The sequence below is a fragment of the Gordonia aquimaris genome (assembly GCF_026262595.1).
Lineage (GTDB): Bacteria > Actinomycetota > Actinomycetes > Mycobacteriales > Mycobacteriaceae > Gordonia > Gordonia tangerina.
In genome coordinates, this window is record NZ_JAPKFM010000009.1 from 66406 (window position 1) to 79103 (window position 12698).

At 66.4% G+C, this 12698-nt stretch carries 9 protein-coding genes; 4 read left to right on the forward strand and 5 right to left on the reverse strand.

Going from position 1 to position 12698, the window contains the following annotated elements; genetic code table 11:
* Positions 1 to 64 precede the first annotated feature (64 nt).
* Entirely contained in the window at positions 65 to 616 is a 552-nt protein-coding gene (locus OSB52_RS10690; RefSeq protein ID WP_266061617.1) for a sigma-70 family RNA polymerase sigma factor, read from the reverse strand.
* 148 nt (positions 617 to 764) lie between these two features.
* On the opposite strand from OSB52_RS10690, the gene OSB52_RS10695 reads away from it, so the two are divergent.
* Positions 765 to 3053 (forward strand): heavy metal translocating P-type ATPase, encoded by a 2289-nt coding sequence (locus tag OSB52_RS10695; RefSeq protein WP_266061619.1) that lies wholly within the window; start codon positions 765 to 767, stop codon positions 3051 to 3053.
* Positions 3050 to 3478 carry a hypothetical protein gene (locus OSB52_RS10700; RefSeq protein ID WP_266061620.1) on the forward strand — a complete coding sequence of 143 codons (429 nt, stop codon included), beginning with the start codon at positions 3050 to 3052 and terminating at the stop codon, positions 3476 to 3478. The genes OSB52_RS10695 and OSB52_RS10700 overlap by 4 nt, the downstream gene beginning before the upstream one ends.
* Positions 3479 to 3488: 10 nt before the next feature.
* On the opposite strand, the gene OSB52_RS10705 is transcribed toward OSB52_RS10700, so the two are convergent.
* Positions 3489 to 5474 (reverse strand): cytochrome c oxidase assembly protein, encoded by a 1986-nt coding sequence (locus OSB52_RS10705; protein ID WP_266061621.1) that lies wholly within the window; start codon positions 5472 to 5474, stop codon positions 3489 to 3491.
* Between the two features lie 227 nt (positions 5475 to 5701).
* On the opposite strand from OSB52_RS10705, the gene OSB52_RS10710 reads away from it, so the two are divergent.
* Positions 5702 to 7183, forward strand: coding sequence for a PepSY-associated TM helix domain-containing protein (locus OSB52_RS10710; protein ID WP_266061622.1), 1482 nt, complete (start codon positions 5702 to 5704; stop codon positions 7181 to 7183).
* On the forward strand, positions 7180 to 7848 hold the full coding sequence (locus OSB52_RS10715) for a DUF5134 domain-containing protein (RefSeq protein ID WP_266061623.1): 669 nt from the start codon (positions 7180 to 7182) through the stop codon (positions 7846 to 7848). Before OSB52_RS10710 ends, OSB52_RS10715 begins: the two co-directional genes overlap by 4 nt.
* Positions 7849 to 7878: 30 nt before the next feature.
* On the opposite strand, the gene OSB52_RS10720 is transcribed toward OSB52_RS10715, so the two are convergent.
* The 3 genes from OSB52_RS10720 to OSB52_RS10730 form a co-directional block, all read right to left on the reverse strand.
* Positions 7879 to 8553 carry a zf-HC2 domain-containing protein gene (locus OSB52_RS10720; protein WP_266061624.1) on the reverse strand — a complete coding sequence of 225 codons (675 nt, stop codon included), beginning with the start codon at positions 8551 to 8553 and terminating at the stop codon, positions 7879 to 7881.
* 122 nt (positions 8554 to 8675) lie between these two features.
* Positions 8676 to 9722: a YdcF family protein gene (locus OSB52_RS10725; RefSeq protein ID WP_266061625.1), complete on the reverse strand. Its 1047-nt coding sequence runs from the start codon at positions 9720 to 9722 to the stop codon at positions 8676 to 8678.
* A 133-nt stretch (positions 9723 to 9855) separates the two neighbouring features.
* Entirely contained in the window at positions 9856 to 11844 is a 1989-nt protein-coding gene (locus tag OSB52_RS10730) for an HNH endonuclease signature motif containing protein (RefSeq protein ID WP_266061626.1), read from the reverse strand.
* Positions 11845 to 12698: the final 854 nt, after the last annotated feature.

Consider the following 12698-nt stretch of genomic DNA (forward strand, 5'->3'; position numbering starts at 1 on the left):
GCCCGGACGCGATGACCCGTGCGCGTCCGGGCCGGACCATGTCCGGCCCCCGCAACCCAGTCGATCAACCGATGTGACGTTCCCCGGCCCGATAGGCGGCCATCAGATCGTCGCGCGCCCGCGCCACCCGCGACCGGATCGTGCCCACCGGGCAACTGCAGATGGTGGCCGCGTCGGCGTAGGGAATCCCCAGGATCTGGGTGAGCACGAACGCTTCCCGACGAGGCTTGTCGAGCGACTCGACGAGCATCTCCAGTTCCACGTGATCGTCGTGGCGCGTACTGCGCGCCACGACGGCGATGTTCTCCGGCGACGTGAGATCGAGCACCGGACGCGAAGCCGCCCGACGGAAGTGGTCGGCGACGGTGCGCCGCGCGATGGCCAACAGCCAGGTCCGTCCGGACGCCCCGGCACGGAACGACGGCATCGACCGAATTGCCCGCAGATAGGTGTCCTGGGTGAGGTCGTCGGCCATCCGGCGATCCGCCAGATACCCCACGAAGCGCCATACGTCGTCGCGCGTAGCCTGGACGAAGGCCTCCAGTGCGTGTCGGTCTCCGCGAGCAGCGCCCATGGCGAGCCGAGTCACCTCGTCGTCGTCGGGCCTCGTGATCACTCGGCAACCGTATCCGACGCCTGGGATCGGATTTTCGGTGCCGGGAACTTCTCGGCCCGGCACAACGACTACTCACTTGGAGGGATCTGCCGGCAGCACACGTCGGCATGCGTGAACGTTGGGAGGCAGGGTGACACAGGTCGCGCCGGTGAACAGCACGGCAGGATCCGACTCGGCAGGCGTGGTGCGGCGAGTCGAGCTGGAGGTGTCCGGCATGACCTGCGGCGCCTGCGCCGCACGCGTCGAACGCAAGCTCAACAAGGTCGACGGAGTACACGCGTCGGTGAATTACGCCACGCGTGTCGCGACCGTCGATGCCCCGCAAGCGCTCGATGACGCCGACCTGTGCGCGGTGGTCGACAAGGCCGGCTACTCCGCTGAACGCCGTTCGTCCGGCCCGGCCGACCCCGACGATGATCCTGATCTGCGCACCGCCGATTCGCTGTTCCGGCGGATGGTCATCGCCCTGGTGCTATTCGTCCCACTGGCCGACCTGTCGATCATGTTCGCGACGGTCCCCGCTACCCGGATCAGTGGATGGCAGTGGATTCTGATGGCATTGGCCGCTCCGGTGGTCACCTACTGCGCGTGGCCGTTCTACCGGGTTGCCGCACGGAATCTCCGGGTCGGCGCGCTGTCGATGGAGACGCTGATCAGTATCGGGATCATCGCGGCCACCGGGTGGTCGCTGATCTCGATGTTCGGCGAGGACGCCGAGGCCGCCGACGTCGGTGTGTGGGAGGCCATCATCGGCAGCGACTCCATCTATCTGGAGGTGGCCGCTGGTGTCACCGTGTTCGTGCTGGCCGGCCGCTACTTCGAGGCGAGAGCACGGTCCCGGGCCGGCGGCGCGTTGCGCGCATTGGCCGCGCTCGGCGCGAAGGACGTCGCGGTGGTGCTCCCCGACGGTGGGGAGATGCGTATCCCGGTCGGCGAGCTCAAAGAAGGCCAGCGGTTCGTGGTGCGTCCGGGCGAGACGATCGCCGCCGACGGTCTGGTGACCTCGGGGTCGTCGGCGATCGACATGAGCGCGATGACCGGCGAGTCTCGACCCGTCGACGTCGACGAGGGCGATGCCGTGACCAGCGGTACGACCGCACTCAACGGCAGGCTGGTCATCGAAGCGGCCCGCGTCGGCGACGACACCGCCTTCGCCGCGATGCTGCGTCTGGTGGAGCAGGCGCAGAGCGCCAAGGCCGATATCCAGCGCCTCGCCGACCGCATCGCCGGTGTCTTCGTGCCGATCGTCATCGTGATCGCTGCGGCGACAGTGGCGGGCTGGCTCATCGCCGACGGCGACATAGACCACGCGGTGGGGGCCGGGCTTGCGGTGCTGGTGATCGCCTGCCCATGCGCGCTCGGCCTCGCCACACCGACGGCGTTAATGGTTGCCTCCGGGCGCGGCGCGCAGCTGGGCATCTTTCTGAAGGGCCACCAGGCCCTGGACGCCTCCCGTGAGGTGGACACGGTGGTGTTCGACAAAACCGGAACGCTCACCAATGGTGCGCTCGACATCGTCTCGGTGTCGGTGGCCGACGGCCACGCCCGCGACGGCGTGCTGCGCGCGGCCGCGACTCTCGAGGCGGCATCCGAGCACGCGGTGGCCAAGGCGATCGCCGCGGCGGCCGACGTCGACCCGGATGGCGTCGACGCGTTCGTCGCCGAACCCGGAAAGGGTGTGCGCGGCGTCGTCGAGGGACGCCGGGTCCAGGTGGGCTCGCCACGCTGGGTCGCCAAAGGGGCCGCTGTGCCGGCCGACCTGGCGCGCGACCGGCGCACCGCCGAGGCGGCCGGCCAGACCGTCGTATACGTGTCGATCGACGACGAGGTGTGCGGCGCAATCGCCGTCGCCGACACCGTGAAGTCGAGTGCAGCCGAGACGGTCACCGAGTTGCGGCGGCTCGGGATGCGCACGCTGTTGGTGACCGGCGACAACGCTGCGGCCGCGAAGAAGGTCGCCGAGGAAGTGGGCATCGACGAGGTGGTGGCCGAGGTGCTGCCCGACGAGAAGGTGGCCCGCATCGAGCGCTTGCGCGAGGAGGGCCGGGTGGTCGCGATGGTCGGCGACGGCATCAACGACGCCCCCGCTTTGGTGACCGCAGACCTCGGGCTGGCCATCGGCCGCGGCACCGACGTCGCGATCGCAGCAGCCGACATCATCCTGGTAAGGCACGATCTGCGTAGCGTGGTCGAGGCCCTCGGTCTGGCACGCGCGACCCGTCAGACCATCCGCACCAACATGATCTGGGCGTTCGGCTACAACGTCGCGGCCATCCCGATCGCGGCGGCCGGCCTGCTCAATCCGCTTATCGCGGGCGCGGCGATGGCGTTCTCCTCGTTCTTCGTGGTGTCCAACAGCCTGCGTCTGCGACGCTTCGCCGCAGGCCGCGAGTGGGCCGGCAACGACGCCGAACGCGCCGAGAAGGTGTCGGCGTGAGGGCCGCGATCCGGGGCAGGGCCCTGCTGTTGGCGGGCGTGGGCGCGGTCGCTGTATTCGGTGTGGCCGGGTGCGCCGAGGATGAGGTCAGCGCCCCGGATCGGGCCACCGAGTCCCTGATCGACAACCCGATCGACCCGTTGTCACTCGACACCGTGCTCGATGGTGTCGATGCGCAGGACCTGCCCGTGACCGCACGCCACGACGTCACCGACGAAGTGTGTCCGACGGCCGGCTGCGCATCGGCTATGGCCGCCGACGAATTGACCGTGCTCCACTTCCCCACCACTGGGCGCGCCGAGATCTACTTGGGCAAGCATCCGGATTCGTTCCAGGTGCTCGACATCGTCGTCACCTTCCCCGATTCCATCTCACCGCAGCAGCGCGAGGAGTACAGCCAAGCAGTGAAGGTGGCAGTGCGCTGAAGCGGTCGGTTCAGCGGTCTCGAGAGAGCTCCGAGAGCATTCGGTTGTAGGCGGTGAGTTCGTCGTCGTCGTAGGTGTCGGCGTGACGATCCCGGCGTTTGGCGAGCCGCCGGTCCTGGGTGGCCCACTGATGAACCAGGGCGATCACCACCAGCAACGCCGGCACCTCGCTGGCACCCCAGGCGATGGCGCCGCCCACGAACTGATCGCGGTACAGATCGTCGAGCCAGGGCAGGCCCAGGTACGTGTAGAACGTACCGCCGATCAGGGAGTCCATCGTCATCGTCGCGATGCCGAAGAACGCGTGGAACGGCATGACCGCGAACAGCAACCCGAGCCGACCCAGGAACGGCAGGCGTTTGGGGCCCGGGTCGATTCCGATGATGATCCAGTAGAAGAGATAGCCGGTGATGAGGAAGTGCACACTCATCAGGTCGTGACCCCAGTGGTAGCGGGCCAGGGTGTCGAACAGGGACGTGAAATACACCCCGTACAACGAGATCACGAAGATGAGCAGCGCGACGATGGGGTTGGTCAGGATCCGCGTGAACCGCGAGTGCACCAACCACACGATCCATTCCCGCGGCCGGGGCAGGCCGCCACGCGCCGTCGGCAGCGCGCGCAGCGCGAGTGTCACGGGGGCGCCGAGTACCAGAAGTACCGGGATGAACATGTTGAGCGCCATGTGTTCGGCCATGTGCACACTGAACATCGCCATGCCGTAGGTACGTACCCCCGACGAGGTGACGACCAGCAGAGACAGGCAGCCCAGCACCCACGACAGCGTCCGCGTCCATCCCCACTCGATGCCGCGTCGACGCAGCCGCTGCACGCCGATCACGTACAGGACGGCCAGCACGATGGCGCCCACCCCGAGGAACAGGTCGGGACGCCACAGGAACGCCAACCGGGCCGCCGATGGACCGTCCGGGAGTTCATACCCGAGGAACACGTCCCACGCGGTGAACTCGTGCTCGAGCAATGCAGGCGCGGTTCGGGTGGCCATCCCGGCCAATGCGGCCTGCAGCGCGGTCGCGGCCACCACACCCGCCCCGAACAGCATCACGGTCCTCGGCGCAATCACCGAACTCCGGCGCAGCAGGGTCAATATCCGGACGTCGACCACAGAGCCCACCAGTGCCGCGAGAGCGGCGATAAGCGCCCAGCGGCCGTAGGCCGATGTGGCCAACTGCCCTATCGGGACCAGAAAACCGATCAGGATCAGGCCGTAGACGATCGTCACCGCGTCGAGGATGACCAGGGTCCAGGCGAGTCGTCGTCCGGTCTGCATCCGGTCTTGCTCGGGGGTGTCACGTCCGATCGTCGTCGCTGCGGCCACCCGTAGTCCGGTGATGACCGCTACCGCGGCCGCGAAAACGATCATCGCCGTCGTCGTGTAGTCGTGATTCGGGCCCTGCCCGGCGTTGCCGGCCACCGGGAGGGCGACCGCAGCGATCAGGGCGGGAATCACGAGCAATGCGTGAGCGGTCCAGGACAGGGTGATACGCACCACGATCGCGATCACCAGCGCGCAGCAGGCGCTGACGATCCACGCCACCGCCTGCTCGGAGGCCTCGACGATCTGCATGATCGCCGACGTGCTGAGCAGGGCGCTCGTCGACACTCCGGAGCGATCGGCCGCCGTGATGACGATCATCACGATCGCGCCGGCCAACCAGCCGAGCGCGGTCCGCTGCACGATGCGGTGGGCACGGAACGTCTCGATACCGATCATCCGGTGCGAATCGGGCCGCGCACAGATCGTGATGTAGACCAGTGACCCGATCGCGATGGCGGAGAGCATCGTGACCACGAAGTGCCCGGTCGGGAAGGCGACCGCGGTAAACCATCCGGGGAAGCTGTCCCCCGTCTCGCGGAAGCGGGTCGTCCCGGACACGATCGCCCCGGCTGCGACGGCCAGAGCACCGAGCACGACGCTCCCCCAGACCAACGCGCCCGGGTCGACGTGCCGACTTCGGCTGGCGGTGTTGCTCATACGGTCCTGAATGGTGTCGGCAGGCAGACACAGTTGCCTGAACAGTTCATGTCTCGTCAACTCTACGACCGCGCGTCGTTTCCACGAAAAAAGCGGCACAGGTCACACCACTGCGATTACGGGCCCCGGGAACCGAAAGTCCGTGCCGCGCGACTACTCATATGACGTCCCGACGCCGGACTTACAGCCCGTATCGCCCTTCAGCCCAAAGAAACGAGTTCTCCGCGATGACTGCCACCACACCACCCGAAGCGCCGCAGCCCACACCACCGAGACCGGAGCAGCGTTCGGGCCCGACCGCAGTGCCCAATGGGGCGTGGAACCGCTGGCGACCGCTCCTGCTGCGGTGGCATTTCTACGCCGGACTGCTGGTCGGTCCATTTCTGCTGATCGCAGCCGTGACGGGGCTGCTGTACTCGCTCGTCCCGCAGATCGACCGAGCGGTCTACAGCCACGAGTTGACCGTCGACTCCGTCGGCGACCAGCGACTGCCGTTGAGCGAACAGGTCGCGGCGGCACGCGCCGCACATCCCGAGGGGACGGTGAGCTCGATCCGTCCGGCGGAGTCGCCACAGGACACCACCCGGGTGGTGCTCGCCGTCGACGACGTTCCCGAGGACTATGGCCGCACTGTCTTCGTCGACCCGTACACCGGTGAGGTCCGCGGCGCGCTCACCACATTTGGGCAGTGGATGCCCGTGCGTGCCTGGTTCGACGCATTCCACCGCAACCTCCACCTCGGTGCGTTCGGCCGCAACTACAGCGAGTTGGCGGCGAGCTGGTTGTGGTTCGTCTCGTTGGCGGGGCTGGTGCTGTGGGTCGGTCACCGCAGACGCACCCGCAAGACCCGCCGCCTCCTCGTGCCTGACACCAAGGCCCCGAAACGGCAGCGCATGTTGAGCTGGCACGGCGCGATCGGAATCTGGCTCGTGATCGGTCTGCTCGCCTTATCCGCGTCAGGTCTGAGCTGGTCACGCTGGACCGGGGCCAACATCGCCGATCTACGGAGCGCGATGTCGTGGACAACACCGTCCCCGTCGACCGCCTTGACCGAAGAACCTGCAGCGCAGAGTGGTGAGCACGACCACGGAACGACCGGTGCGGAAACAACCGGCGAGGCCGACCTGACCGACATCGACGGGGTCTACGCGGCAGCGACAAGTGCCGGGCTGGGCGGCCCATTGGTGATCACCCCGGCGTCGGACCCGGAGTCGGCCTGGTTGGTCGGTGAGAACAAGCGCAGCTTCCCGGAGAGCTATGACTCAGTGGCCGTCGACCCGACGACCGACCAGATCGTCGACCGCGTGGATTACGCCGACTGGCCCTTCATGGCCAAAGCCACCTCTGCCTTCATCGGCCTACATATGGGCATCTACTTCGGGCTGATCAACCAGATCGCGCTGGCCGCGCTGGCGATCGGGCTGATCACCGTCATCATTCTCGGCTACGTGATGTGGTGGCGGCGGCGTCCGACGCGCTCGCATCGGGCTCTGGCCACTCCGCCTCGTCGCGGCGCGCTCGGCGAGCTCAAACCGGCCGAGGCAGTCGCCGTCGTCGCGGTGGTCGCCGTCGTCAGCTGGTACGTGCCCTTATTCGGACTGCCATTGGCGCTGTTCATCGCGGTCGACGCGGCCATCGGCGCACTGCGCAACCGCCGCTCTGCCCAGGCCGACAAGCAGGCGAACAGCGAGCAGGAGGTGCGTGCATGATCGACGATCTCTTGTTGCGGTGGGTGGTCACCGTCCTGTTCGGACTGTCGATCGCACAGTTCTCATACTCACTCGTTGCCCACCGCATGCGATGGACGGGTGTGGTCGGGCACCTGCTGCACATTGTGATGGCGCTCGCCATGGTCGTGATGGCATGGCCCTTCAGCATGGAGTGGCCGACAACTGGACCGATGATCTTCTTCGGGGCCGCCGCAGTGTGGTTTGTGGTGGCGGCCGCGGCCTTCGCGACCCAGGAACCCGAACGCGTCGCCCACGGCTATCACGCTGTGATGATGGCCGCGATGGCCTGGATGTACGCCGCGATGAATGGCGATATCCTGCCCGGCGCCGACTCGGGCGGTAGCCATGACATGCACACCATGGCGCTGGCGATGTCCGAGATGAACGTGGCGCACAGTCATTCTCCCGACATGGGTGACATGGACATGCACGCCGGTCTCCCGGGCTACGCCACCGCGATCAACTGGGTGTTGGGCATCGTGTTCCTGGTTGCGGCCCTGGGCTGGCTGTACCTCTATTTCAGCCGCAGACGCATCGCCGGCGACCCGCAGGAACGTGCGTCGGCCCTGCTCACGCACACCGGCGAATTGTCGCAGGTGTTCATGGCCGCCGGCATGTCGATCATGTTCTTCGTCATGGTGTGACCACGGCTGCCGGGTGATGGGGCAGCAGGTTCAGACCGCCCGATGATTGGGAGACGGACCCGACGACCACCGGTCGAGGTCGAAACCGTCCGAGCGGCTACCCGGTGTCCGGGGCAAACTGCCCCAGGCCGCAAAGCCGAGGCCGACGACGACCGGTAGGTGCGAGAGCATTCGAGCGAGTGTCACCTGACCCGCGATCGCGTCGTGGATCACGTACCCGGCCAGCACCACGGTGAAGACGCTCAGCACCACGAGCAGTCCGGGCAGGGCACGTTGCCACCAGGCGGCGACCACCATGCACACCCCGAGCGCCAGCGCCCAGGCGGTCGTCTCGTTCACCAGATGTGTCGACTCCGGATGTCCACCATGGGTCATGCCGAAGTCGGCTCCGGTCATCTGCACCATTGCGATGACGATCTGGGCTGCTCCGGCGAGTGTGAGTCCGATGCGGACGATGTTGCGTCGCACTCCCAGGTGCACTGCGGCGAAGCTCGTCGCAGATGGTGGGGCGACCTCGTCGAGAACTGCAGATGACAGGTCGGGGACCTCGGAGCGACCCAATTCGGAGAGCACTCCGGACTGGCGAGTCGCCATCGCCAGCCAGTCCCGGCAGGACGGACATTCTGCGAGGTGTTCGTCGACGCGGGCCGACGGAACTCCCTCGTACTCACCGTCGATTCGCGCGGACAATGCCTCGCGTGCCACCTCACACTGCACATCACCATGATGACCCATTCACCCGACAGCACCCCAATTCGTCGGTTTGGCTCGGCCTGCGCGACGGCACGCGTCGACCCGTGGCGCCCAGCGGTTGGGGGTTCAGCGCTCTAGAGCACGCGAACGAGGCCGGCCACCCATGGCACCGAGAGCACTGCGAGCACCGCGACGTTGAGCCAGAGATGATCGCGCAGGATCGCCACGAACTCTCGGACCTGCGCGTTCGGGACGAAGTAGGCCGCGGTGTGGGCGCCGGTACTGTATCCATCGATCCCCGCCGACCGCATGAGGGTCGCGGCCCGGAAGGCGTGGTAGTCGCTGGTGACCACTGCCGCCCGGCCCGTGATGCCGGTCTCGTCGAGCAATCGTTTCGTGTAGGCGAGATTTTCGGCGGTGTCGGTGGAGGCGTCCTCGATGCGGATGCGCCGATCGTCGACACCGTGTTCGACGAGATAGCGCGACATTGCCGACGCCTCGGATTCCGTCTCGTCACCGCCACGTCCACCCGAGCACACCAGGATCGGGTCGCGGCGTGCGCGGATCGCGTTGTCCAGCAGTTCATGTCCGCGGTCGAGGCGACTGCCGAGCAGCGGGCTGACCCGGTTTCCGCCGAGCAGACCGGCGCCCAGCACGATGATCGCGTCGACCGATTCGGTACGAGCCTTTCGGCGGCCGTGTTGCGCGTAGAGCAGTGACCAACCGAGGAAGGCGACGAACACGAATCCGAGGTAACCCGCAGGCAGGCCCACCGCCAGTAAGACGAGCAGAAAACTATTGGAGGCCGCCGAGTCGAACCAACCGATCACCACGCCGAGAAACACCCCGATCGCGTAGCCGAACAACAAGATCCCGAGCAGCGTCGACAGCAACGTCGCCGGGCGCGCACCTTCTTTTCGGGCCAGGTCGAACCCGTTGACGATCAGGTAGATACCCAGGGCGATGATGGCGAGCAGGCCGCAGGCACCCATCGCCAGCAACACCCAGGCCTCGGTGACTTCGTTTCCGGTCGCCGTCAAGGCCAGGAACACAGTGATCATTACGAGCAGGGCGCCCGCGGCGGTCAAGTAGATTCCCGGTTTCAGACGACGGGGATCTCGCCAGGCACTCAGCACCCCGCTCAGCACGACCAGGGCCAGCAGCGCAGCGACCAGGAACATGCCCCAATCCTGACAGGCGGGCGCTCGCGGCGACGTCAGGTGTGCATCGGCGCCCAGCGCCGTGCAGCGAGAGAGCACCTCGAGGGGCGACTGATTCGCTTCCGCCGATCCGGATGCAGTGACAACGCAGCGGTCAGCGCGGGTAGGTGACGATGATCTGTCCGGTGCGGGCGTTGCGCCAGGTGATGGTGCGGTCGGTGTGCATGGTCGGTATCCACGGCCCGTCATGTTTACGGTCGTGGTCGGGACGGCACAGCGGTGCAAGGTTGAACCCCACAGTCCAGCCACCGGCCACCGGGTCGGCATGGCAGAACTTGAGCAGGTGGTCGAGTTCGCACTCTTCGGATGGTCGCCCGCAGTAGGGATAACGGCAGCGCCGGTCCAGTTGGATGATCTCCGCCCGCAACGCGGCTGACGGCCTGTAGGTCAGCGCCCCCGGTGGTGGGGTGGCGAAACCTCCGTGCCCGGTGGGGTCGATCGGTGGGGCCGGTGTGCGGTTGCCGAAGATGATCAGTCCGCTGGCGGTGCGGGTTTCACTGGGGCGGGCGGTGATGGTGGTGGCGTGTGGTGCGATCCGAGCGGCGTGGGCGGGGTCGATGGCGCCGTAGCCCATCAGGCGGGTCGGGTCGAGACCGGTGGGGTCGTGGAGCAGGGTCAGGCTGGGGAGGACAAGGTCGGAATCGGAATCGGAATCGGTGTCGGAGTCGGTGTGAGCATCGGCCACGGCGGCGTCGTGCTCGGCAGGTGGTGCGGCGATGAAGTCTCGTCGAGGTTCCGGGGAGGGCGCGGCATCCTGAGTGATGTCAACGGCATTGGTTCCGGTGCCGGATTGGCTACTCTCGCCGTTGTCGTCGATGTTCGAGTCGCTGTCGCTGTCGACGGCAGTGTCTTCGTCGATGTCGGCGAGGGTGATCGGCTGTTCTTCGGCCGCGTCCGGTCCACCCACGGCGGGTTCGTCGGCGGTCTGGTCGGGTGCAACGGTGTCGTCAACCGTGCTGGTGTCGACCGACGACTCGCGCTCACCGCCGGTGACCGAACTCGGGGTGGGTGCTGTCGCGGGTGCTGGGTTGTTGGTGCGGGTCTGGCGGGCGGGGCAGGTGTCGTCGCCGCAGTGGCAGCGTAGTTTTGCGCCGGGTGCTTTGATGATTTCGGCGAACGCGGCGACGCGTTGGGCTTTGATGCTGCGCCCATCACGGCGACACACCCGTCGGCTGATCAAGGCGCTGATGCGGTCACGCAGGTGCACGCCGTGTTCGGCGGGGATGCAGGCATCGACGGTCATGTGCCCGAACGCTTCGTTACCGATCGTCACATCCCCGAACAGATCGGTGATGTCCTCCCGGGCCTCGGCGGCTCGATCGGGGTCGAGGCTGATGATGATGGCGTCGAGATCATCTCGCAGGGCGGTGTCGGTGGTGGGTCGGCTGGCCAGATCGAGCACCACATCATCGAAATCCCACGGCTCATCCTCGTCGGCATCGTCACCGGCGGGATCGTCGGTGGCGGCAGGGTCGGTCTCGGACGCAGCATCACCAGCCTCGCTCGCGCCCTCACCATCGGTGCCGGTATCGTCGGTGCCGGGATCGTCGGTGCCGGGATCGAGGTCGGCTGCGGGGTCGTCGAGGTCGAGGGTGAGTTCCTCGTCGACATTGTCGGTGTCGGTATCGGTTTCGTCGGTGGTTTCGGCGTTGTCGGCGAGTTCGCCGAGTCGTGCTCGCAGGTCGCCGGTGGGGCCGGTGGCGGCGCCGCGGATGGCCACACCCAGCCGGTGAGGTCTCAAATCGCCGGCACGGAAGGCGTCACGGATCTTGGGGTGTTCGTCGAGTAGTTCGTCGAGACTGACCCATTCACCGGCTTGACGTCTAGAAATACCCAACTGCAGCGAGATTTCGCCTTTCGCGGCCTTGTCCGCGGCGTTGCGGACTCGGTTCGGAACGAAATCGTTGTACCCGGCGAGACGCTCGTTGTAGGTGGATCGCCCGATCTGACGGGCGATCTGCATCGCCAGGGCTTGGGCTTGATTACTCAACCGCAACAGGTCGCGACCATGCTGCGCCAATTCGTCGAGACTGCTGCTGGCCAGCAGGGCGTCGTCGGCGGCACGGTCGGTGAAGGTGAACACGAAACGCTCCTTTCCGGCGAAGACGGTCTCTGAGGTCGGGATGGGTTGGTGGGGAATCGAACTGCTATCAGACTATCGGGCGGGTCTGACAACTTTGGTGCGCTGCAAGTGGGCTGTGGATGGACTTGTTCGGCGAGGTGTTGGGTTCAGGATAGCGGTGGGGTGTGACAACTTCGTGCGTGAGTGTGGTTGCGTGGGTGGACCCTTCGTGGCGCGGCCTCGCAAGCTCGGACGCTACTCAGCGATCAAGGGTGCGGCGTCTTTCTCGGTTCTCTGATGGGTGGGAGTCGTTAGCGTGGAGTCGGACTGGTATCAGATTATCGGGAGGGTCCGACAACTTCGGGGTGCTGCGGGTGGGATGTGGATGGACTCGATCGGCGAGGTGTTGGGTTCAGGATAGCGGTGGGGTCCGACAACTTCGTGTGCGTGAGTATGCTTGCGTGGGTGGACCCTTCGTGACGCGGCCTCGCATGCTCGGACGCTCCTCAGGGATCAGGGCGCTTCGCTTGTTCGTCGCTGCGCTCTTCGTGATTTATGGCCGAGGCTTACTCTCCGATTCTCTAGTGATCGGGAAGCGTTAGTGGGGAATCGTAACTGCCATCAGACTATCGGGAGGGTCCGACAACTTCGGGGTGCTGCGGGTGGGATGTGGATGGACTCGATCGGTGAGCTGTTGGGTTCAGGATATCGGCGGGGTCCGACAACTTTTGGTGCGTGAGTGTCGTTGCGTGGGTGAACCCTTCGTAACGCGGCCTCGCAAGCTCGGATGTACCTCAGGGATCGTGGGTGAGCTATGGATTTCCCCTCTGCGGCGGGAAACGTTGACGGGGAGCCGGACTGATATCAGACTAGCG

Bases quoted from the DNA above. Each gene is read 5' to 3' on its own strand.
- OSB52_RS10705 (WP_266061621.1), bottom strand. From the start codon at position 5,474: ATGAGCAACACCGCCAGCCGAAGTCGGCACGTCGACCCGGGCGCGTTG.
- OSB52_RS10710 (WP_266061622.1), top strand. From the start codon at position 5,702: ATGACTGCCACCACACCACCCGAAGCGCCGCAGCCCACACCACCGAGA.
- OSB52_RS10715 (WP_266061623.1), top strand. From the start codon at position 7,180: ATGATCGACGATCTCTTGTTGCGGTGGGTGGTCACCGTCCTGTTCGGA.
- OSB52_RS10725 (WP_266061625.1), bottom strand. From the start codon at position 9,722: ATGTTCCTGGTCGCTGCGCTGCTGGCCCTGGTCGTGCTGAGCGGGGTG.